This window comes from Acinetobacter sp. P8-3-8, assembly GCF_000214135.1.
Lineage (GTDB): Bacteria > Pseudomonadota > Gammaproteobacteria > Pseudomonadales > Moraxellaceae > Acinetobacter.
On record NZ_AFIE01000007.1, the window covers coordinates 1 to 24,332 of the forward strand.

At 37.0% G+C, this 24,332-nt stretch carries 18 protein-coding genes; 12 read left to right on the forward strand and 6 right to left on the reverse strand.

Translation table 11 applies throughout. The annotated features are described in order from the left end of the window. The first annotated feature begins 84 nt into the window (after positions 1–84). The 5 genes from metF (at position 85) to GGG_RS0104925 (ending at position 8,466) form a co-directional block, all read left to right on the forward strand. Entirely contained in the window at positions 85–921 is an 837-nt protein-coding gene (gene metF, locus GGG_RS0104905; RefSeq protein ID WP_010112741.1) for a methylenetetrahydrofolate reductase [NAD(P)H], read from the forward strand. Positions 922–950: 29 nt separating this feature from the next. Further along, complete coding sequence (locus GGG_RS0104910) at positions 951–1,667, forward strand: 16S rRNA (uracil(1498)-N(3))-methyltransferase (RefSeq protein ID WP_010112743.1); 717 nt, start codon at positions 951–953, stop codon at positions 1,665–1,667. Positions 1,668–1,812: 145 nt separating this feature from the next. Next, entirely contained in the window at positions 1,813–4,686 is a 2,874-nt protein-coding gene (locus GGG_RS0104915; RefSeq protein ID WP_227500483.1) for an EAL domain-containing protein, read from the forward strand. 142 nt (positions 4,687–4,828) lie between these two features. Next, entirely contained in the window at positions 4,829–7,099 is a 2,271-nt protein-coding gene (locus GGG_RS0104920; protein ID WP_010112747.1) for an NADP-dependent malic enzyme, read from the forward strand. 125 nt (positions 7,100–7,224) lie between these two features. Then, positions 7,225–8,466: a multifunctional CCA addition/repair protein gene (locus GGG_RS0104925; protein WP_010112749.1), complete on the forward strand. Its 1,242-nt coding sequence runs from the start codon at positions 7,225–7,227 to the stop codon at positions 8,464–8,466. A gap of 383 nt (positions 8,467–8,849) precedes the next feature. Here GGG_RS0104925 and GGG_RS0104930 read toward each other — a convergent pair whose 3' ends face one another. The 3 genes from GGG_RS0104930 to GGG_RS0104940 form a co-directional block, all read right to left on the reverse strand. Beyond that, entirely contained in the window at positions 8,850–10,148 is a 1,299-nt protein-coding gene (locus tag GGG_RS0104930; protein WP_010112750.1) for a PD-(D/E)XK nuclease family protein, read from the reverse strand. A gap of 130 nt (positions 10,149–10,278) precedes the next feature. Then, positions 10,279–11,250: an EF-P lysine aminoacylase EpmA gene (gene epmA / locus GGG_RS0104935; protein ID WP_171057660.1), complete on the reverse strand. Its 972-nt coding sequence runs from the start codon at positions 11,248–11,250 to the stop codon at positions 10,279–10,281. A gap of 17 nt (positions 11,251–11,267) precedes the next feature. Beyond that, complete coding sequence (locus GGG_RS0104940) at positions 11,268–12,335, reverse strand: 4-phosphoerythronate dehydrogenase (protein ID WP_010112752.1); 1,068 nt, start codon at positions 12,333–12,335, stop codon at positions 11,268–11,270. Positions 12,336–12,506: 171 nt separating this feature from the next. Here GGG_RS0104940 and GGG_RS0104945 point away from each other — a divergent pair, with 171 nt between their 5' ends. After that, entirely contained in the window at positions 12,507–13,322 is an 816-nt protein-coding gene (locus GGG_RS0104945) for an aminoglycoside N(3)-acetyltransferase (RefSeq protein WP_010112753.1), read from the forward strand. A gap of 101 nt (positions 13,323–13,423) precedes the next feature. Here GGG_RS0104945 and sthA read toward each other — a convergent pair whose 3' ends face one another. Beyond that, on the reverse strand, positions 13,424–14,839 hold the full coding sequence (sthA, locus tag GGG_RS0104950; RefSeq protein WP_010112754.1) for a Si-specific NAD(P)(+) transhydrogenase: 1,416 nt from the start codon (positions 14,837–14,839) through the stop codon (positions 13,424–13,426). A 198-nt stretch (positions 14,840–15,037) separates the two neighbouring features. Here sthA and lipA point away from each other — a divergent pair, with 198 nt between their 5' ends. Further along, positions 15,038–16,051: a lipoyl synthase gene (gene lipA, locus GGG_RS0104955; protein WP_010112756.1), complete on the forward strand. Its 1,014-nt coding sequence runs from the start codon at positions 15,038–15,040 to the stop codon at positions 16,049–16,051. Positions 16,052–16,209: 158 nt separating this feature from the next. On the opposite strand, the gene GGG_RS0104960 is transcribed toward lipA, so the two are convergent. After that, positions 16,210–17,913, reverse strand: coding sequence for a M61 family metallopeptidase (locus GGG_RS0104960; protein WP_010112758.1), 1,704 nt, complete (start codon positions 17,911–17,913; stop codon positions 16,210–16,212). 178 nt (positions 17,914–18,091) lie between these two features. Between GGG_RS0104960 and GGG_RS0104965 the strand changes: the two genes are divergently transcribed. The 5 genes from GGG_RS0104965 to GGG_RS0104985 all read left to right on the forward strand — a co-directional run bounded on the left by GGG_RS0104965 (position 18,092) and on the right by GGG_RS0104985 (position 23,646). Then, complete coding sequence (locus GGG_RS0104965) at positions 18,092–19,354, forward strand: D-alanyl-D-alanine carboxypeptidase PBP6B (protein ID WP_010112760.1); 1,263 nt, start codon at positions 18,092–18,094, stop codon at positions 19,352–19,354. 136 nt (positions 19,355–19,490) lie between these two features. Further along, positions 19,491–20,777, forward strand: a complete 1,287-nt coding sequence (locus GGG_RS0104970; protein WP_010112762.1) for an NAD(P)/FAD-dependent oxidoreductase — start codon at positions 19,491–19,493, stop codon at positions 20,775–20,777. A 143-nt stretch (positions 20,778–20,920) separates the two neighbouring features. Further along, complete coding sequence (locus tag GGG_RS0104975; RefSeq protein WP_010112764.1) at positions 20,921–21,403, forward strand: peptidylprolyl isomerase; 483 nt, start codon at positions 20,921–20,923, stop codon at positions 21,401–21,403. A 105-nt stretch (positions 21,404–21,508) separates the two neighbouring features. After that, the gene (locus GGG_RS0104980; RefSeq protein ID WP_010112766.1) at positions 21,509–22,924 is read left to right on the forward strand and encodes a deoxyribodipyrimidine photo-lyase; all 1,416 of its coding nucleotides are present in this window, start codon (positions 21,509–21,511) and stop codon (positions 22,922–22,924) included. A 128-nt stretch (positions 22,925–23,052) separates the two neighbouring features. After that, positions 23,053–23,646, forward strand: a complete 594-nt coding sequence (locus tag GGG_RS0104985) for a DUF1269 domain-containing protein (RefSeq protein ID WP_010112768.1) — start codon at positions 23,053–23,055, stop codon at positions 23,644–23,646. A 98-nt stretch (positions 23,647–23,744) separates the two neighbouring features. Here the strand turns inward: GGG_RS0104985 and GGG_RS0104990 are convergent, their stop codons facing one another. Next, positions 23,745–24,191, reverse strand: coding sequence for a hypothetical protein (locus GGG_RS0104990; RefSeq protein WP_010112770.1), 447 nt, complete (start codon positions 24,189–24,191; stop codon positions 23,745–23,747). Between the last annotated feature and the right edge of the window lie 141 nt (positions 24,192–24,332).

A 24,332-nucleotide genomic window follows, 5' to 3' on the forward strand; every position in this document is an offset into this window, starting at 1 on the left:
AAGGGACTTGGTTTCCTCTCCTTATAGGAGAGGGTTAGGGAGAGGTTAAAGTAATTAAAATAGTATTATAAAAAGGATTTAACCATGACTAAACGTGTTCCAATTTCGTTTGAGTTTTTCCCAACAAAAACAGACGCAGGTGCGGAAAAACTTAAGGTTGTTCATCAAGAATTACAACTGCTTAATCCTGAATTCTTTTCAGTGACTTATGGCGCAGGTGGTTCTACACGTGAACGCACACTTGCTGCAATTACTGACTTTAATGGCAAAGGTACTCCTGTAGCCCCTCACCTTTCATGTATTGGTGATGATAAAGTTCGTATTGCTGAATTACTGGATTTGTATAAAGCGCAAGGCATTGACCGTATTGTCGCACTTCGTGGTGACTTACCATCAGGACAAGTTGGATTAGGTGAATTACCTTATGCAACTGATCTTGTGCGTTTTATTCGTGAACATTCAGGTGATCATTTTAAAATTGAAGTTGCAGCTTACCCTGAAATGCATCCTCAAGCGGATAACTTTGATGCGGACGTTAAACATTTCGCTGAAAAAGTAAAAGCGGGAGCAAATGCTGCAATTACGCAATTCTTTTTTAATCCAGATGCCTATTTCTATTTTGTAGAACGTATTCAAAAGCAAGGGATTGATATTCCAGTTGCTCCAGGAATTATGCCTATTACCAATGCAAGCAACTTAATTCGCTTTGCTGATGGTACAGGTGCAGAAATTCCACGTTGGATTCGTAAACAATTAGCGACTTATGGTGATGATACAGCGAGTATCAAAGCATTTGGACATGAAGTTGTGGTGAAACTATGTGAACGCCTGATTGCAGGTGGTGCACCGAGTTTACACTTCTACTCGATGAACCATACAGAACCAAACCGTCAACTTGTACTAGACCTCGGTTTAGCATAATTTTAAACCCACGACTTGAGTAAAATTGAATGCCCCGTTTTTATATTGAAACTGATTTAGCTGTCGATGTGAATGTACAACTCACAGAAACAGTATTTCATCATTGGGTTAAAGTTTTACGTGCACAGGTGGGTGAAAAAGCCACCTTGTTCAATGGACAAGGTGGTGAATATGATGCGGAACTGATTGACGTTTCTAAGAAATCTGCGACTGTAAAAATTACAGCATTTAATCCAGACAATCGAACTCCTGCTTTTACGGCCTTATTAGGTCAAGTCATGAGCAAAGGGGATCGTATGGATTACGCGATTCAAAAAGCAGTAGAGTTAGGCGTATCAGAAATTCAGTTACTGACCTCTGAGCGTTGTGAAATGCGTTTAAAATATGATCGTGATCAAAAAAAGATTGATCATTGGCAAGGTATTGCAATCGCGGCGTGTGAACAATGTGGTATGAATCTAGTGCCTCAAATACGAGCACCGCAATCTTTACAAGACTGGTTGAAAACTGATTTACCTGAGTCACGCTTAGTTTTGGCCCCGAATAAAGAAAACCTAAATCCGCTTGCTGATATTCACAATCATCTTGCGCTTTTAATTGGCCCTGAAGGTGGCTTATCTGAGCAAGAAATAGCCGATGCAAATGATTTTGGTTTTAAAAATTGGTGTATTGGCGACAGAGTTTTACGTACTGAAACAGCACCTGTCGTTGCGTTATCAATTTTGAATCATATAATTGTAAAATAGTGATCTATTTACTAAAAAATTATTGCAATTGTGATTAATACACAGTATTTTACACTAAAAGTATCCGTTTTTAATTCGATTAAAATACAAAACAATCATGCTTTTTTTAATTACTTTTAGTTCGATATTATTCAAATGAAATAAGGTGCAGCAGCAAATGATGGATGTTCAGGATGAGCTTCTTTCGAAAAGCATGAATGCATTACAAGTCAAAAGTATGGCAGATCATATGCAAATTTTTCTTGCATGGGTTTTGTTTGCAAGCTTCTTTGACATTTTTATCTATTATTTATATTTCAATAATTATTCAAACTACTTAAATAATTGGTTTTTTATTTTAATTAGTCTTATTTTTGGAATGATATTTTCTATTTCATATCTAAAGAAAAATAAGATTAAAAATAATACAGATAAAATTGATGCTTTGTTTCAATTTTTCTGCCTAGTGATTGGAAGTACCTTAGGCATTGGTATATGCATTATTTATTATTTTTTAAAAATTGAGAATCCTGAACTCGATCACACTCAAATTATTATTTTATCGGGTTTATTACTCAGTATTACTTATGTGATGGCACTCACCTATTTGGTTGAGCGTTTTAGTTATTTTCTTTGTATTTTTTTACCTTCAGCCTTACCTGCTATTTGTGCACAATTATTGTTCTTCCATGAAGAATTCATCTTTTATAGCGTTATTACCACATTGTGGTTTTCTACTATATTTATCAGCGCACTAATCGCAAATCGTATGCATAATCGCTTAAAAATATTGAATCTCAACAACACAAAATTAGTTGAACAATCACAACGCCATTTAGATGAATCTAAACAGCTACAAACACAATTGCAAAAAGAGTTTACGAAAACAGAAGAAGTTAAAAATGAATTACAACTCCACAATCAATTACTCGAGCAGAAAGTGAAAGAAAGGGTCAACGATCTGAAACAGATCAATGATCGTTTAGAAAATCATCAAGCCAATTTAGATTTTGCCCATGAAACTGCGGGGATTAATTCATGGATTTGGGATATTGAAAAACGAACTTTTGAAATTGCCAAAGCCAACAATGAAATTGAGTTTAGACAAATCAATTTAAAACATAATCATAATCTCGCAGAACATATTCATCCTGATGATATTACACAATATAAATTTTTACTTATCGAGCACATTAAAGGCAAAACTGACCGTTTTGAAGCTGTATATAGAATCAAGAGAAATAATCAATGGTGTTGGATTCAGGATATTGGTCGTGTCATTGCACGAAATGCCAGTAATAAACCACTTCGAATGGTCGGTATTCATCGTAATATCCAAAAAGAAAAATCTGATCAAGAAAAGCTAAAACTTGCTGCGAATGTTTTTACTCATGTTGCTGAAGGTATTTTCGTTTTAGATAGCAATCTATGTTATGTAGAAGTGAATCAATTCTTTGAAAAACTACTGGGGTATAAACAGGAAGATATTATTGGCCGACATTTATTTGATATTACAGTCAATACGGGCTCTTATGCCTCAAAAACGTATATCAAGATGACACAGCAGTTGATAGAAACTGGTGAGTTTGATTCAGAGTTACACATCGAATTTACTTCTGGTAAAAAGTTAGTGCTTTGGATTCACATCAATGTTATTCATGATGAAAAAGACAAAGTTGTAAACTATGTGGGTATTATTACTGATTTAACAGATCGTAAAAAACAAGAACGCAAACTCTCATATTTAAAACATTATGATATTTTAACGGATCTTCCGAATCGTTTTTATTTCCAACAACAACTGCATAATTATCTGACAGAATATTCTAATTTATTTAAACATTTTGCTGTTTTGCGTATCAATATTGACCGTTTTAAAGCATTCAATGATTCCCTAAGCCAGAAACATGGTGATGAATTATTGATAAAAGTTGCTCAGCGATTAAGACTCTGCTGTGCAAATGCATCCATCACCGCATATCTAAACAATGACGATTTTGCTGTGATCTATAATTTGACCTGTGGAAATCTTTCCATTCACCAGCAGGCACAAAATATATTACATGCGTTCAAACATCCGTTTGATGTCAATGGACAAGACCAAACGATTACTATTTCTATTGGTGTGGCATTATTCCCAGAACATGGTTTGCAATTAGACAGTTTAAATGGCCATGCAGAGTTTGCCTTAGATGAAGCAAAACGCTTGGGTGGTGATGCTGTAAAATTCTATTCAAATGCAAAAATACCAACTTTAAATCAAGGCATTAACCTTGAAAATGAACTTAGAAAAGCAATCAAAGAACAGAAATTATCTGTTAATTATCAGCCTAAAATTTGTATTCAAACCAATCAGCTTTATGGTTTTGAAGCGCTTGTCCGTTGGCATCATCCTACACTCGGCTATATAGCACCTGATATATTTATTCCTTTGGCTGAGGAAACCAATTTAATTTCAGATATCGGTTTAATTGTACTCAATGAAACCTGTAAACAAATTCATCATTGGCAAATCTTAGGATTTGATCACTTCCGAGTTTCAATCAATATCGTCGCTCAGCAAATTCATCGTGGGCATTTGGTTGACGATATAGATTATGCTCTTAAAAAACACAACATTTCTGGGAAAATGTTAGAGCTGGAACTGACTGAATCCTCTTTATTGGATAAGTCAGAGCAAGTCGATCAATTGTTACAACAATTAAAAGACCGTCAGATTTCAATTTCCTTAGATGATTTTGGTACTGGTTATTCATCTTTGTCTTATCTCACCAGCTACCCGATTGATGTTTTGAAGATTGATAAAGCCTTTATTTCTAAAATTGGTCAGGAAAAAGATGAAGCTATTGTAAATGCTATTATTGCTATGGGTACGGCAATAGGAATTACATTGGTCGCTGAAGGTGTTGAAACAAAAGAACAAATTGATTTCTTAGAAAAACACGGCTGTCATATTCTTCAAGGTTTTTATTTCTCTAAACCGCTCACTGCAACAGAAAGCACGCAGTATTTAGAACAACATAAACTGATCACGATTTAATACCTCTTTTAGACTTTTTATCTATAACTAGAATTGAAATATATACTTTTTGACTGTCGATAGCGCTCAACAAATGGTATATTCATTCATATTTAGCCAAAACGACCAGCCTCGCTGGAACATTGTAACAATCGAGATTCAAATGGACGATCAATCATTAAAACAGCAAGCTCTTTATTACCATGAATTTCCTACCCCAGGAAAAATTAGCGTTACGCCAAGTAAACAACTGGTCAATCAACATGACTTAGCACTTGCCTATTCTCCAGGTGTTGCTGCGCCATGTTTGGAAATTGAAAAAGACCCATCTAAGGCAGCGCTTTATACTGCTCGCGGAAATTTGGTTGCTGTGGTCAGTAATGGTACTGCTGTTTTAGGCTTAGGAAACATTGGTCCATTGGCTTCAAAGCCTGTAATGGAAGGTAAAGGCGTTTTATTTAAAAAATTCGCTGGTGTTGATGTATTCGATATCGAAATTGCTGAAAATGATCCAGACAAAATTGTCGATATCGTTGCTGCCTTAGAGCCAACTTTCGGTGGTATCAATTTAGAAGACATCAAAGCACCTGAATGTTTCTACATTGAACAAAAGCTTCGTGAACGCATGAAAATTCCTGTGTTCCATGATGACCAACACGGTACTTCAATCATTGTTGGTTCTGCATTACTCAATGCTTTGCAATTGAACGGTAAGAAAATTGACGAAATTAAAATCGTCGCTTCTGGTGCAGGTGCTGCTGCCCTATCTTGCTTAGATTTGCTTTGTGCCATTGGTGCAAAAAAAGAAAACATCATTGTTGCCGACTCACGTGGTTTGTTAACGACACGTCGTGAAGGTTTGGATGAATCTAAGAAACGCTATGTACAAGATATCGAAGGCAATCAACTTGCAGACGTGATTGCAGGTGCAGATATGTTCCTTGGTCTTTCAGCAGCGGGAATTTTAACCAAAGAAATGGTTAAAGTGATGGCAACTGATCCAATCATTTTTGCATTGGCGAATCCAGATCCTGAAATTTTACCTGAACATGCACATGAAGTTCGTAATGATGTCATTATGGCGACTGGTCGTTCAGACTATCCAAACCAAGTAAACAATGCACTTTGCTTCCCTTATATCTTCCGTGGTGCTTTAGATGTAGGCGCAACCACAATCAACGAAGAAATGAAGATTGCATGCGTACACGCAATTGCTCGTATGGCGCATGTTGAAGCTGATGCTGCATCTTATGGTGAAAAATCAGCTTCATTTGGTCGTGATTATTTAATTCCACGCCCACTTGATCAACGTTTAATTCTTGAAATTGCACCTGCTGTTGCACAAGCAGCTATGGATTCTGGCGTTGCTAGTCGTCCAATTGAAGATTTCTCTGCATATCGTCAACGTTTATCTGAGTTTGTCTATAACTCTGCTTTGATGATGAAACCAATTTTTGCTCAAGCGAAAACTGCGCCTAAGCGTATTGCATATGCGGAAGGTGAAGATTTACGTGTATTACGTGCAGTACAAATTGCAGTAGATGAAGGTTTGGCTATGCCAATCCTTGTTGGTCGTACTTCAGTAATCGAAGCGAATATCAAAAAATTAGGTTTGCGTTTAGAGCATGGCGTAAATATCACTATTGTTGATCAAGAGAAAAACCCTGATTACGAAAAATTTGCAGATGATTATTACAACATCATGCAACGTAAAGGTGTAACTCCTGAATATGCACAACGTGAATCACGTCGTCGTTCTACCCTAATCGCTGCAATGTTGGTTCGTCATGGTTTAGCAGACGGTATGCTATGTGGTACTTATGCGAGCTACGATATTCACTTAGATTTCGTAAGACATGTCATTGGTCTGAAAGAAGGTCGTAACAACTTCTTTACTTTGAATGCCTTAATGCTTGAAGATCGCAATCTATTTATTGCCGATACTTATGTCAATACCAACCCAACTGCTGAACAACTTGCTGAAATGACTATTTTGGCAGCTGAAGAAGTACGTCGTTTCGGTATGACACCACGTGTTGCATTGCTTTCTCATTCAAGCTTTGGTTCAGATCAAAATGATCCTAGCGCACAAAAAATGCGTAAAGTATTTGAAATCTTAACTGAGATTGCACCTGAGTTAGAAGTTGAAGGTGAAATGCATGCGGATGCGGCACTTGATGAAAATATTCGTCATTTCGCATTCCCAAATTCACGCTTCAAAGGTTCTGCAAACTTGTTAATCATGCCGAATCTTGATGCTGCGAATATTTCATTCAACTTGTTAAAATCTACATCAGGTAATAATGTGACTATTGGTCCGATCTTACTTGGTGCTGCAAAACCAGTTCATATTTTAACACCGACAACAACGACTCGTCGTTTAGTGAATATGACTGCTTTAACTGTTGCTGAGATTCAACAAGCTCAAGGCTAATATTAAAGTCAATTTGGCATCAACACTGACATCAATACGGCCGAAGTTTAGCAAATCGCTGAACTTCAGCACTTGAGAAAACCTCTATTCTGTTGCATGATGACACTGAGAATAGAGGTTTTTTCATGCAAGTTTATTTAGTAGGCGGTGCCGTCAGAGATCATTTACTCGGTCATCCCTATCACGAAAAAGATTACGTTGTTGTCGGTGCTACACCTGAGCAACTTCTCGCCCAAGGTTATCAACCTGTAGGCAAAGATTTCCCTGTTTTTTTGCATCCCAAAACAAAAGAAGAATATGCGCTTGCCCGTACTGAACGTAAATCTGGGCATGGCTATCATGGTTTTGAATTTTTTACTGATCCCAATGTCACCTTAGATGAAGATTTAATTCGTCGTGATTTAACCATTAATGCAATGGCAATGGATGGTTCGGGACAAGTGTTTGATCCTTATCATGGTCAAGATGATTTAAATAATAAAATTCTTCGTCATGTATCTGATGCTTTTGCTGAAGATCCTTTGCGCGTTTTACGTGTTGCTCGTTTTGCTGCACGTTATACGCAATATGGCTTTCGTATTGCAGATGAAACACTCGCTTTAATGCGTCAATTGGCTGAGTCTGGTGAATTACAAGCTTTAACGCCTGAACGTGTATGGAAAGAAACTTCGCGTGCTTTAATGGAACAGCATGCTGATGTGTATTTTGAAGTATTACGTGAATGTGGTGCTTTAAAAATCCTATTTCCTGAAATTGATGCTTTGTTTGGCGTTCCACAACGCCCTGAATACCACCCTGAAATTGATTGTGGTATTCATACGCTCATGTCGTTACAACAAGCCTGTAAAGCTGATTATTCTTTAGATGTACGTTTTGCGGTATTGGTGCATGATTTAGGAAAGGCTTTAACGCCTAAGGAAGAATTACCTCGTCATATCATGCATGAAGAACGTGGTATTCAGCCTGTTACAGAAATTTGTGATCGTTTAAAAGTTCCAACGCAAACCAAGCAGCTTGCTTTGGCGGTATGTAAAGAACACTTAAAGTGTCATCAAGCATTTACTTTGAAAGCGGGTACAGTGTGGCGTCTTTTACAACGTTTAGACGTATTGCGTCGTCCTGAGCGTGTTGAAGCCTTTATTCAAGCCTGTGAGTGCGATGCTAAAGGTCGCTTGGGTATGGAAACCCGTGAATATCCACAAGCTCGTTATCTTTTGGATGCTGTAAAGATTGTACGAACAATTAAAGCAGCAGATTTACCGCCAGAAGTTCAAGGTTCTGATATTGGTGAAATGCTGATTCAAAAACGTATTGAAGCCATTGCACATTTAAAGCATGAGTTAGGTCACCATAGCCATACGGCTTAATAAATAACCTGAGTTCGGGATAAGATATGTTCCCAGCTATATGATACACGGAAACGTCAGTCGCATTGTTCGAGGCAGGACTACATCTGCAATATACTGTTTTTGCAAGATATTAGATACTTGATGGTATCTGTCGAGTTGGCGACTGACAAATGGTTTTGCCTACTTTTCCCGAAAGAAAAGTAGGTCGAACCGAAGGTTAGTCCTTGCATCTGACTTTAAACGGTGAGACTCCGCTGTGCCTGATCTATCTTTTCAATAACTTACATCAAAATCTATCCCGAACTGACGTTAAATAAAATTCCTCTCAGGGATGGGGGGAGTTTTACCAATAGTAGAGTTTTAAGCAAATAAAATTATCTTTTACTTGCTTAAGATAATTTCTAATGGTGAATGCTTTTGTAAAACTGATCTAAAGCGATAGAAATTTTTTTTAAACAATCTTGAAAACTATGCAATAAATCTTCTATACCTTCAGCTATTTTAGCTACATCTTGTACATCATCAACTTTCCTAGAATTATTTTTAAAAAATTTTGAATATTTACGGCCAATATCAGAAGCACCTTTTTGAAAACTAACTTGTTTTAAATTCTCTTTATAAGCAATATTTTTAATATATTGAATAAGTTCTTGTCTATCTGCGTGATTTTCTAAAGGACCTACTTCGGCAAATAAGCGAAGAGTTCCTGATGAATCTTCATTTCGAATCAGTTGAATCCAACAAATCACGGGATAACCTGACCACCAATTTTCACACCCTTCCCATTTCTGATTGTATCCACCAAGAGACTTATTCCATTCATAGGGTAAAAAACTAAACCTATCGCTACTATTCCAAAGATTTAGTATTTTTTGCTTATTCTTTTCTAAAATCACATATTCATTTTCTTGCCATTCATCACCAAATAAATCATCTAAAGCTAAATTAAATTCTGTAGAAGTTCCATGTTCCCAAATAAAATCAAGTATTTTCCGATTTTGTCTATAAAGCGATTTAGCTAATTTCTCCATTTCTTTTAGCTCTTCACTCATACCTGTAGCCTCTTTGATAGTTTCTATATAGTGTTTAATAAATACTGAAACTTGTTTGGATAAAGATGAACCTTCAACAGCCATAACCCAGGGCAAAATTTCACAAATAGCATCATAACCAATAGATGCATAACTCGGATCTTCAGCCTCTTCATGATGCAGTGTGAGAAAAACTCCTTTAATTTGCAAAGCTGATTGACTATCTTTAAATGTGTTTTTTACTTTATCAATGTATTTTTTCAATTGCCCTTTATGCTGTTTTGAGCTAAATTTATTCTCAATTATAATTGCAAAATTATTTTGTCTAGAAAGCAAAAAGATATCAATATTTTGCCATTCTCTTAAAATTTCGACATTTCTAAGATCTGCTTGGATAATATCCACAGCTGTTAGACCACCTTTACTATATTCACCTCGTAAGGCCTCGGTAAGAAATGATTTAAGAAAACGGTCTCCAAGCCCATGGGTTTCTGAAGGGTCTAACAACCAAGCTAATATATTAGAATGTCGAATCTCTTGCCCTGACATTTTCATTACATTGATTGGATTAAATCTATTCAGGTATGCATGAATTTTATCCAAAGAATGGTTATTGATAAATAACTCTTCAAATTCAGCTTGCGTAGGAAGGCTCTGATTATTAAACATTTTATTTCTACTAATCTCAAGTCTATCTTATAGACAATGTAAACCATTTAAACAAAGTTCCAATGAATATTATAAAACTTCTCTTTATTTATCCTGAAATAAAACAAGATCTTGCTGTGATAATAAAAGTTTAAGACACACCCGCTGGAAACGTAACCACCTTTTCTAACTTCATTTGATTCATCACAATCATCAATAAACGATCAATACCTAAAGCAATACCGGCACATTCCGACATATTTGGTAATGCTGCCAATAAATACTCATCAATCGGCATTACATGTAAACCGAGCTTTTCACGCTCTGCATTATCTGCTTGAAAACGACTGCGTAAAACATCTGCATCAATCAACTCATCATAAGCATTAGCAAGCTCTAAACCTTCAATATAAAGCTCAAAACGGGCTGCAACGAGCTCATCATCTTCATCACGCTTAGTCTTTGCTAAAGATGCCATTTCAGGTGGAAAATCAGTTAAAAACACGGGTGTATCAAAACCCAAACTTGGCTCAACCATGTGTGAAAATAATAAGTCGATATAAGCCAAACGATCGTCACCTAAATCTAAATTTAAACCGACACGATGCGCAGCATCTTTTAACTCTTTCAACGTTGCTTTGAGTGGGTTTAAATCCAAACGATCCATAAATGCATGTTTATAACTCAACACTGTTGGACGGACTTCACCAAAACGCTGAGCAAGTACAACATTTAATAAATCAGTCACTTCCAACATCAAATCTTTCAGACTGAATTGCGGACGATACCATTCCAACATGGTGAATTCGCTATTGTGTTTACGACCATGCTCATCATCTCTAAACACTTTGCAAATCTGATAAATAGCACCACTACCACTCGCCAATAAACGTTTCATGGCAAATTCAGGGGAAGTCTGTAAATAATGCGTTTGCTTCTTCCCTTGCACATGACGCTGCGCTTGTACAGAAGCTAAATGCACATCGGTTACACCTGCTTGAGAAAGCACAGGAGTTTCAACTTCTAACACATCTTTTTCTGCAAAAAACTGACGGATTTGTGCATACATTTTGGCACGAGATTTAAGTGCATGAATATCGCATGTCGGTTGATATTGAATCATGTTCTGAACTGGTTGAGTCATGCTTTAGGCCCTCCATGCGCAGCCCATTCACGGCGTAAAGGATAAGTTTTTCTGAGGTAATCAAACGCTTTTTGATCAACCTTACCATCCTTTAAACACGCTCTTAAATTATCGTCATCACGCTGAATATCATAAATTTCAGATAAATATTTTTTTAGAATCTGTTTAATATTATTGCCATAAAAATACTGCTCACAGGTCGGTAACTGTGATTCAAACTTCTTATTTGCAAGATAGCCAAAATTTTTGCAAAACGCCTCATAAATCATTTGTGTACCACGAGCTTTCCCTTCCAAGCTATAGCCTGCAATGTGTGGTGTAACAATAGTGATTAAATCGAGTAGTTTTTGTGAAATCTCAGGCTCGTGCTCAAATACATCTAAAACAACTTTACGCTGTGTATTTTGAATATCAGCCATTAATGCTGCTTCTTCAATCACAGGGCCACGTGCTGAATTAATTAAAATCGCTTCAGGTTTCATCATCGCTAGCGCGTTCGCATCAATTAAATGATAAGTCGCATGTTCGCCTGTTTTGGTTAATGGCACATGTGTTGTAATTGCATCTGCATTTTTTAATAATGTTTCAAGTTCAACTTGTTGAATGTCACGATGCTCAACAAATGGATCAAATCCAATCACATTCCAACCCAACAGTTTTGCCATATAAGCCAAACGTGAGCCTACATTCCCTAAACCAATGATACCTAAGGTAAAAGCTTTATTTTGATCAATATATTCAGGATTTAAATGCAATAATGCGGTAATCACATACTCAGCAACGGCTTGTGCATTACAACCTGCTGCATTTGACCACGCAATTTGATGTTTTTCTAAAGCAGAAATATCTAAATGATCGGTTCCGATGGTTGCACTACCCACGAATTGTAGTGCAGTATTTTCAATTAATGCTTCATCCACCGTCGTCACAGATCGAACCAATAAAGCTTCAGCCTTTTCTACATCATCATGCGTTAAAGAACGCCCTGCTGCTTGATGAATCTCTCCGAATTCTGAAAAGAAATATTCAGTAAATGCTAGATTTTCATCTGCAACAATTTTCATAGCTTTGTCCAACCTGTTTAAGCCACTATGATAACGCTTTGCAGATATTAAAACTATTGCAGTTCATACATCTCATGCTTTAAAACGCACTGAAAATACTTTAAAACTTAATTTGCCAAATCATTTTGAATAAACATGGTTTTTAATGATTACATTCATTTGGAAAAGTCTATGTCAGAACAAGATCAAATAGAAAGAACACCGCATCCAATTACCATAGATCGCCTAATTGATGATTTGCAAAGTCTTGGACTTAAACACGGCGATACTGTCATTGTTCATTCGTCATTAAGTGCGCTAGGTTGGGTAAATGGTGGCGCTATAGCTGTTATAAAAGCGCTTTTGGAAACTGTAGGAAGTAAGGGAAATGTATGTATGCCTGCACATTCATCACAAATTTCAGATCCTGCCAATTGGAACCAACCTCCAGTGCCAAAATCTTGGATTCAAACTATTCGAGATACCATGCCAGTGTTTGAAGCAACAACTACTCCAACAAGAGAAATGGGACAAATCGCTGAATCATTTAGAACATGGCCAAAAGTAGTCAGAAGTTATCATCCCTTCGCATCTTTTTGTGCAATAGGCCCTGCTGCTGAGGGAATTACCAAAGAGCACCTTTTAGATGATCCTTTTGGTGAACAATCCCCTTTAGCCAAACTTTATCAACTCAAAGCCAAAGTATTATTACTGGGTGTAGATTTTAATCGCTGTACAGCACTACATCTTGCAGAAAATAGAGCTTTTCCAAATCGTAAACTGGAAAAAGAAGGTGCGCCATTCATTGAAAATGGCGCTCGAAAATGGGTCGAATTCGATCTACCTGAATTTATGGATGTAGATAAATTTATTCCGATAGGAAAAGAACTTGTTGATTCAAAATATGGCGAACGAAAAAAAGTCGGTGAAGGTTATGGCATCTTCGTCGATATGCAATTACTGGTTGATCATGCTGTGAACACTTGGACAAATTCAAATCAATCTTAAATCTTTACCTTTTAAATAATCAAATTAATAACCACAAAAAACCCGCAAGATCACTTACGGGTTTTCATTATAAAAAATAAAATTATTGGAAATAAATCATTTTAAAACAAACGATTCATACCATTTAAAGTTGCGACACGATACGCTTCAGCCATGGTTGGATAATTGAATGTCGTTTCAACAAAATACTTAATGGTATTGTTTCCACTTTGCATCACTGCCTGACCAATGTGAATAATTTCCGCAGCATTATTTCCGAAACAATGTACACCTAACAATTCCAAAGTATCACGATGGAACAAGATTTTTAATTCACCAACTGTATCGCCTGTAATTTGCGCACGAGCCAAATGACGGAAAGAAGCCTGTCCTACCTCATACGGAATTTTCTCAGCTGTTAACTGGCTTTCAGTTTTACCAAAGAATGAAATCTCAGGAATAGTGTAAATCCCTGTAGGAATATCTGTGACAGGTTTAATATTTTCTTCGCCGCTCATATTTGAGCCTGCACAACGTCCTTGGTCATACGCCGCTGAAGCCAAAGAAGGCCAACCAATCACATCACCAGCCGCGTAGATATTTTCCACTTCAGTTTGGTACTGCTCATTCACAGACAATTGACCACGACTGTTTGGAGTAATGCCCACATTCTCAAGACCTAAGCCATCGGTATTTCCAGAACGGCCGTTACACCATAAGATAGCATCCGCTTTAATTTTCTTACCACTTTGTAGGTGCATTACTACATGATCATCAAAAGTTTCTAAATGATCAATCTGTTCATTATTACGAATGAGCACACCTTGTTCACGTAAATGGTAAGACAATGCATCAGCAATTTCATCATCCAAATAATTCAACAATTGGTGCTGAGTATTGATCAAATCGACTTTATGATCTAATCCGATGAAAATTGAAGCATATTCACAACCAATTACACCTGCGCCATAAATGATGATTTTATGAATCGGGTAATCTAAATCTAAGATTTTGTCTGAATCAAATACGCGCGGATGATTGAAATCTAAACCTTGTGGATGATAAGGACGGCTACCTGTTGCAAGTACAAGTTGTTTAAAACCTAAAGTTTCTTTTACACCATCTTCACTGAAAATAATCACAGTGTTCTTATCTTGAATGTAAGCACGCCCATGAAATACATCAATATTATTGCGGTCATAAAAACGTGAATGCGTATCAACTTGCTGTTGAATCACCTTATGTGCATTACGCAATACCTGTTTCATAGTGAATTGTTTCCAATCCCCTACTTTCTTAAACATCGGATCACGTTGATAACGGATAATGCTTGAAACTGTTTGACGTAAAGCTTTACTTGGAATTGTTCCAACATGGGTACAGTTACCACCAAGTTGTTCACGTATATCAACAATTGCAACACGCTTACCCGATTTAGCAAGCTTCATTGCCGCGCCTTCACCAGCAGGACCAGAGCCAAGTACGACTGCATCGTATTTCACAAAATTCCCACTAACGACTTCTTTCTTACGTGGCATTTAAAGCTCCTTATACTAAATTCAGTCTATATCTAGGGGCATATTATGAACTAAAGTGAAAAAATTTTCTGTATTTCACATGCATATATTCTGTGATAACCACATTTAGTATATGAATAGTGTTTTTACCCTATCTTTTCGCATTCTACGTTATAATAAATCTCCTCTCCCCCGTAGAAAACAGTGGAAAAGTTGAATATGTCAGAGAACCGTAAACCAGAACAGGGCGTCAAATTACGTGGTGCAGAAAAAGTTGCACGTATACCTGTAAAAGTTATCCCAACGGTTGAAACGCCTCGAAAGCCTGATTGGATTCGGGTCAAGATGGCTGCGCCTGATGAGGTTCAACGTATTAAAACCACTTTACGTGCGCAAAAATTACATACGGTATGTGAAGAAGCTGCCTGCCCAAATTTACCTGAATGTTTTGGTGGTGGTACAGCAACCTTTATGATCATGGGTGATATTTGTACTCGTCGCTGTCCTTTCTGTGATGTTGCACATGGTCGCCCAAATGCGCTTGATCCTGATGAACCTCGTCACATGGCAGAAACCATTGCCAATCTTGGTTTGAAATATGCTGTGATCACTTCGGTTGACCGTGATGACTTATTGGATGGTGGTGCACAACATTTTGTTGATTGTATTAAAGAAGCACGTGCATTAAGTCCAAAAACATTACTTGAAATCTTAGTTCCAGATTTCCGTGGTCGTATGGATGTTGCACTACGCATCATGACGGAATGCCCACCTGATGTGTTTAACCACAACATTGAAACGGTACCTCGTCTTTATAAAGCAATGCGTCCGGGTTCTGACTATCAACACTCTTTAACTTTATTGAAAATGTTTAAAGAATATTGTCCAGATGTACCAACTAAATGTGGTTTGATGGTCGGTATTGGTGAAACTGAAGAAGAAGTGATTGCACTTTTGGATGACTTACATGCGCATGGCGTAGACTATGTCACGATTGGTCAATACTTACAGCCTTCTAAAGAACATGCACCGATTGATCGTTTTGTAACACCTGAAGAATTTGAGCGTTATACAGCACATGGTCACAAGCTTGGATTTAAAAATATTTGGGCTGCACCGATGGTACGTTCAAGTTATTTTGCAGATCGTCAATATTACGGTGAGCCTGTTCCACAAGTTCGTCGTAAAGCGGATCCTGCGAAGAAAATTGCCGTTCAAACCATTGAAGCGTAATTGCTACAAATAAAAATATTCTATTTTTAAATTGAAAAGCCCTCAGATATTGAGGGTTTTTTATGTCTAAAATTTAAGAATTATTCTATGCATAAAAAACCGATGCCTAAACATCGGTTATTAAAAATCTAATGAATGCTAATCTAAAATGAAATCGATTAAGCCTTCAACCATTTCTCAGCTTGAGCTTGATCTACAACATTTAACTCAACAGTAGTTAAATCAATTTCCCCGCCCTGCAATTCAAATTGTATAAACTCATCACGGCGGAAAGCATAAACAGTAAATGTACCTTGCTGTTTTGCGTATGTGCTTAGTAACTTTTCAGAAGCTTTTAAGCCATCTATCGCAACCATCACATCATTTGCAGATAAGCCTGCTTGAACGCCCGCACCATCACGACGCGCTTGCTGAATCAGTAGACCTTCAGGCTTTTCTACAACTTTTAAACCAAATGGCAAGGTCTTGTCATTTTTTAAACTATAGCTTAAACCAAATTCAGGGAACAATTGATCTAACGGTAATTCATCGGTGGTGTTAATCAAATGATTAATTTGCTCAGTCCAATCATCACCTGTCAATTCTTTGCACAATTCAAAAATAGTACGTTCATTCACCTGAATGCCTTTTTGAGAATTTTCGTACAAACGGCGCATCAAAGCATCTAAGTTAGAACCACGTAAACGCAAACCTAAATCTAAACACAATGCAACCAAGCAACCTTTGTTGTAGTAACTGGTTCCTGCATTATTCGAGTTCTCATCTTGACGGTAGAATTTAATCCATGCATCAAAACTCGACTCAGAAACAGACTGAATAAAACGTCCCGGATTTTGTAAATAACGATCAATCTGTGATTTCAATAATTTCAAATATGACTCTTGAGAAATCACACCACTACGATACAAAATCAAATCATCATAATACGAAGTAAAACCTTCGAAAATCCACAATAAGCTGGTATAGCCTTCTTGATCTAAATCATAATTTGCAAAATTTTCAGGGCGAATAAATTTCACTAACCAAGAATGAAAATATTCATGGCTACATAAGCCTAAGAAACGTTGATAATCCGCCGAAGGCTCAGTCGGTTCATCAGCTTTAGGTAAATCATCACGTGGAGAAATCAAACTGGTACTGTTTGGGTGTTCCAAACCACCATAGCTATTGCCTGTTGCCATGGTCATAAAGGTATAGTCTGAAAATGGTGCTGAACCAAACATTGAGATTTCAGTGCTACAAATTTTTTCAATGTCTTGTTTCATACGTTCAGCATTCATTGCATGCTGACCTGAAACCACAAATTCATGCGGGATGCCATTGGCTTCAAAACTAAAACGAGTTTGATCAGCCAATTCAAAAGGTGCATCAATCAATTGAGCATAATTATCAGCTTTTAAAGTGTAACGCCCTTTAACTAAGCTTTTAGACGCTAAACCTGTAGCTATTTGGAAATGTTTGAGCCCATCAGGTAAGAATATTTCCAACTCAATCGGTGCTTGTTCTTGGTCTTCTAAACCTAAACATACGCATGCAGGATTGACGTATAAACGTGTTTGATCGACATAAGCGCCACGCACGGATAGATCATAGGCATAGACATCATATTCAACCGTAATCAGTTCATGGTCTGTGTTATATAAACGCCATTTATTTTTTTCAAATTTATTGATTTTCAGCTGACGACCATCTTCATCGTAGGCTTTAACCGATTCGAGATGCTTCGCAAATTCACGAATTAAATAACTACCCGGTATCCACGTGGGTAATGAAAGTACCTGTGTTGGATTGGCAAGAAAACGTAAAGTAACATGAACGAGATGTTGACGATATTCGTCAAATTCAATTTGATAATGCAACATAGTCATCTATTTAAAATACAAAACAAAGAAATTACCAATTAGAGTAGCATTTTTTTACAAAGTCATCCGCTGTTAGTCGCAATTGTCTGCAATTTTAACTAGCCTTGTTTTGAAAAAAGGCATAGCATTCCCCGCAGTTTGTGCGTTCTCGCCATAGGATTGGCTAAAGGTAAATCTGTTGAAAATTCTCGTTTATTTTATTGCATTACTCAGCTTAATTTGTTCCACACTGGTCAATGCTGCTTTATTAAATATAAATCCTCAAACGGTTGAGGCTGAAGCTTGGACTATTTTAGATACGCAGACAGGGCAAACCCTTGCTGAATATAATAGCCATGCGCAACGTGCGCCTGCATCCATGACCAAAATGATGGTTGCATATATTGCGCTTAAAGAGCTAAAAGCAGGTCACATTCGCAAAGAAGAAATTATTACAGCAACCCCAGTTGTGCAGATGGTGCAATGGGATGAATCACAAATGTATCTCAAACAAGGCGAGCAGATTTCAGTAGATCAACTGCTTGCTGGTCTGATTGTCATGTCAGCAAATGATGCGGCTGTGACTTTGGCAGAACGTATTTCAGGCAGTGTTCCCGCTTTTGTCGCACGAATGAATCAAGAAGCTCAAGCTTTGGGAATGAAAGACACGCATTTTGCCAATGCACCGGGTATCACCATGCCTGACCACTTTTCTTCTGCACATGATATGGCGCTTTTAGGTCAAGCTGTGACCATGCAAACACCTGAATACTTACATTATTCAGTGATGCCAAGTTTCAGCTATAACCAACGCTTTCACCATGCAACCAATTTGGTTTTAAAATCTGATCCAAGTGTGGATGGTTTAAAAACAGGTTTTACCAAAGCCGCAGGTTATAATTTAGCACTAACGGCACATCGCCCTTCTAGCATTGCAGAATCTCCAGATCGTCGTTTAATCGTTGTAGTGATGGGTGCTAAAAGTGCCATAAAACGTGCTGAAGTTGCGCATAAACTATTGAACCTCGGCTATGCATACACACGCGATGAAGTCGCAATTAAAGATAAACAATTGATTGCTGAATTGCCTGTGATCAAATCAACTTTAAAAATGTTTAAAGTTGAAGCTAAAAAACCGCAACTGGTCACCACATCTTTATACAATGATCCAACACCAATTGATTTGATGACCTTTGATGTAAATAACAGCAAAGTAATGAAACCTGACTTAAACGGCATACTGACTGCTGTTGAGCCTTTGCAAGATACGCAAACACATTTAAATGTTGAATTAAATGAAACCTCTTTAACTGCGCCACTTGAAAAAATTATGCATTTGGCAAAAGTGAATGTTTATCAAAATAATGTTTTAATTCAGACCTTTGATATTGAAGATGAAGTGCATATTGAGCAAGCATCGTGGTTTGAACGTTTATTAGAATGGATCAAATCACTCTTTTAATTCGAATACTTCTAAAACCGACTTTTTTACTCAGTTTTATTGTATTTATGTAAATTGTAATACAAAAAAAACTCAAATATTTAAAGAGGATGGCATATTTAAGCCATCCTTTTTTATAATAAATCGAGTCTTTTGTATGTCAAATCTACATCATATTGTGATCGTTGGTGGTGGTGCTGGTGGTTTAGAGCTGGTTACTCAGCTTGGTGATACGCTCGGAAAAAGTAAAAAAGCCAAAATCACCCTTGTAGATCAAAAGCTTACCCATATTTGGAAACCGCTTTTACACGAAATCGCTGCTGGAACCATGAATCCAAGCGAAGAAGAAATGAATTATTATGCCCATGCAGCAAAACACCATTATGAGTTTGTATTGGGTCGTTTTGAGCAACTGGATCGTGACAATAAAACCATCACTTTAAGCAAAACCCAATCTTCAAAATATGAATCAAGCCATGAGCAAATTACTTTAGCTTATGACACTTTAATTCTGGCTTTAGGCTCAGTATCCAACGACTTCAATACACCAGGTGTTAAAGAGTTTTGTCACTATTTGGATAGTCGCCATCAAGCAGAAGTTTTTCAACAAGACTTATTACATTTATATTTGGATGCACAAAATAAAGATGTGGATCGCAACCTACAAATTGCAATCATTGGCGCAGGTGCAACAGGTGTAGAACTTGCTGCAGAACTCGTACAAGCTAAACAGAATTTTTATAAATATGGTTTAAATAAAATTAATCCGAAAAATGTCAAAATTTCATTGGTTGAAGGTGCTGATCGTATTTTGCCTGCCCTTTCAGAAAAAATTGCTGAACATGCAACTCATCAATTAGAGCGCATGAAAATCGACGTATTAACGACTAAACGTGTTGAAAAAGTAGATGCTGAGAAAGTCTATTTTACTGATGGCACTTCGATTGATGCACAACTAAAAGTTTGGGCTGCGGGAATTAAAACACCAGACGTGATTGCCCATTTAAAAGGCTTTGAAAAAGACCGTATGGGCCGTTTAGATGTCTATGCGACATTACAGACCAAATCCGATCCAAATGTCTTTGCCTTTGGCGATTGTGCACACTGTATATTAGATGCACGTGAAGCACCGCTCGGGCCTCGTGCACAAGTAGCAAGCCAACAAGCCACCTTTTTGGCTGAAGCAATGCAAGCACGAATCAAAGGTAGACCATTACCAATGTTCCAATTCTCAGACAAAGGCTCACTTGTCTCATTAAGCAAGAATAAAGCTGTAGGCGAATTACTGGGACAGGTCAATGTTCAAGGTTTTGTTGCAAAATCAATGTACGTATCATTGTACCGTATGCATCAAGCCACGATTTATGGTTATGCACATGCAGGCTTACTAACCGCTAAAGATTTTGTTACACGAAAAATCGCACCAAAAATTAAATTGCATTGAAATTTGATTTTTTGCCCTTATTAATGAAAAAATCGTCAAAAAAATGATGAAAATGCAATTTTTTACTAATTTTAGTCTACAAAAATTGCTTTTCACTTTATGATGTACACTTAAAACTATCGATTATCGAATGGATCAATAACATGACTGCTATTGCAAATAACCACGTAGTTTCTTTCCACTACACGTTGACTAACGCTGAGGGTGAAACTCTCGATAAATCACAAGGTGAACCACTTGCCTATTTGCATGGTGCAGGTAATATCATTCCTGGTTTAGAAAAAGCTTTAGAAGGTAAAGCTGTTGGCGATAAGTTCACAGTAAACGTACCTGCTGCTGAAGGTTATGGCGAATACAACCCAGACCTAGTACAAGAAGTTCCTGCGCAAATGTTCCAAGGTGTTGAAAACATCGAAGCGGGCATGCAGTTCCAAGCTCAAACTGATGATGGTGTTCAAATCGTTACAGTTAAAGCAATTGAAGGCGACAACGTAATCGTTGATGCTAACTTCCCACTTGCTGGTCAAGACCTTACTTTTGAAGTTGAAATCGTTGAAATTCGTGATGCTTCTGCTGAAGAATTAGAACATGGTCATGTTCACGGTGCAGGTGGTCATCACCACTAAGATCTAACGATCTGTGCGAAAAGGCAAAGTTTTATACTTTGCCTTTTTTGTGCCCATCAAAAATGTATTATCAATACATGATTTTAATGTGAATTACGAAACGCTATGCAAAGACAACTGATTTGGTTTAGACAAGACTTACGTATCCATGATCATAGTGCGCTGTGGCATGCGACACAGTCTGGACAGACGATTGCTCTGATTATTCTTTCTCCTGAACAATGGAGAATACATGATGATGCACCTATCAAAATTGACTTCTATTTACGCCAAATTCAGCAATTAAAACAAAGCTTAGTATCACTCCATATTCCGTTAATTATTCGCATCATTCCCTTATGGAAAGATTTTGCTAAAGAAATTAATCAATTGTGTCATGAATTGGAAATTGAAAATGTTCATGCCAATATTGAAATTGGTGTAAATGAATTAGATCGTGATTTTCAAGTTCAAAAAACATTAAACCAATCTGCGCGTGATTTAATTCTCTACCATGATCGTAGCATCTTTCCAATTGGCTCAATCCGTAATAAATCCAATCAACCCTACCAAGTTTTTGGCGCATTTAAAAAATATTGTTATGAACAACTCAGTATTTCCATACCACAACCCTATCCTGTTCCAACGCCTCAGCAAACGATAAAACTAGAAATATCTGATTCAATTCCTTCTGTACAAAACTTAGGATTCAAACTGGAATATATAAAACAACAATGGCAAGTTGGAGAACAATGCGCTTTAGAATTACTTGATGACTTTATTGAAAATAAAATTTTTAATTATCAAACAGAACGAGACTTTCCAAACATAGAAGGAACAAGTCAACTTTCTGCATATTTGAATATTGGCATCCTTTCTATTCGCCAATGTTTTAATGCTGTTTTCCGCGCACAGCAAGGGCATTTTTACATTGACAATATCGGACAACAAACATGGTTAGATGAATTGCTATGGCGTGAATTTTATCAACATATCTTGTTTGATTTTCCACGTGTTTCAAAACATCTACCCTTTAAAGCCGCAACACAAAAAATTCAATGGCGTGATGCACCAGATGATTTAACCGCATGGCAAATGGGTCAAACTGGGATTCCTATCGTAGATGCAGGAATGCGACAACTCTTACAAACTGGCTGGATGCATAATCGTGTCAGAATGATTGTTGCCATGTTTCTAACAAAAAATTTGTTAATAGATTGGCGCTTAGGCGAACAATGGTTTATGCAACATTTGATTGATGGTGATTTAGCAGCCAACAATGGTGGTTGGCAATGGTGTGCTTCAACAGGCACTGATTCTGTCCCCTATTTCCGCATTTTTAACCCAATCAGCCAATCACAAAAATTCGATGCTCAAGGCGATTATATTCGTCGATGGTTGCCTGAACTTGCTCATTTAGATGACAAAATGATCCATGAGCCTTACGCAAAAGACCCAAATCTTGATTTGAAATATCCAAAAGCTATTGTTGATTTAAAACAAAGCCGTATTCGAGCAATCGAAGCTTTTAAAACCATATAATATTGTTTTATTTGAATAAATTCATTAAACATATAAAAGAACATTTAAACAACTATTCGTTACATCCAGCTCAAAAAATAGGGATAATAATTAGTTTGCTTTAAATATTAATATAGGAAAAAAATACAATGAAACATAATATACTTCTTGCAACTTGGAACGATTCAGCTAAAGCATATGAGAGTTTTTCTCAACTCAAAAAAGCTGATATTGGCAATATAAATCAAGCAATGATTGTTGAACGAACTGTAGATGGTTCTTTTAAAATTCAAGATGGATCGGACAATACGACCGGAGAAAATACTTTAGACGGTGGATTAATCGGCTCACTCATTGGTATTTTAGGTGGTCCTTTAGGCTTATTACTTGGTTTTAGCACAGGTGCTTTGATTGGATCATTGGCTGATCTGGATCAAGGAACAGATGACCAAGCTGTATTATCAAAAATTAGCCAAGCCCTTCCGATTGGTTCTACTGGGCTTATTTTAAATATTCAGGAAGACAACGAACAACTTGCAAATGATTACTTTGCACAATCAGGAGCTACGCTTTTACGTTGGGATTATGATGAAGTTGAAGCAGAAATTGAAGCTTCGGTTGAATCATGGGAACAGGCAAACCGCCAAGCCAATGCTGCTTTAAAAGAGCAAAAGAAAGCTGAAAACAAAGCAAATCGCCAAGAAAAATGGAATGATTTTAAAGCTAAATTTCACAAAAAATAAAGTTAAATGATTGATGCAATTATGACTCATCAGATTTCAACACAGTATTATTGTCGATGTTAATACTGTGTTGCTCTGTAGATTTTAATGCGCTTAACTTAAACAGTCGAATGAATAAAACTAGATTGGTTTTGATTTCGACGAATCGATTCATAATAACAAAGATTTTTAAACACACTGTCGACTGATAATGTGATGACTTTTTGCTCAGACAAAGACCACACTTTTGCTTGATTTCCCCCAGTAAAGACATTACCAGTCAGTTGGAATAAATAAAAATCACCTTGACGTTGAATAGATTGTTTTGTATTTCTTGATGCATTTTCTAAATGTAATTGACACTTAGAATCAATCTGCCATTTCCCACTAAACCAAAGTTGTAACAAATCACCTAGCCAAACTTGTTTATGTCCAATAGGCCAAATCTGCAATTCTGCATGCGCTACTTCAGTATGATATTGTTCAGGATTTTGAATGATAGAAAGATAATTTTCTTGATAATAAGAAAAATTTGAAAAAATTTCGGGAATCGTAAGCGTATTCATTCGCTGTCTCCTATTTAGCCATTTTAGTGCTGGCAAGTTGGTTAAATCCACACGGTTTAAGCATTGCTTAAACTCACTTTATGAATTTAATCTAGCAAGGCAAAATCTGTATTGCAACCTTTTCCACGGGATTTTTTTGAT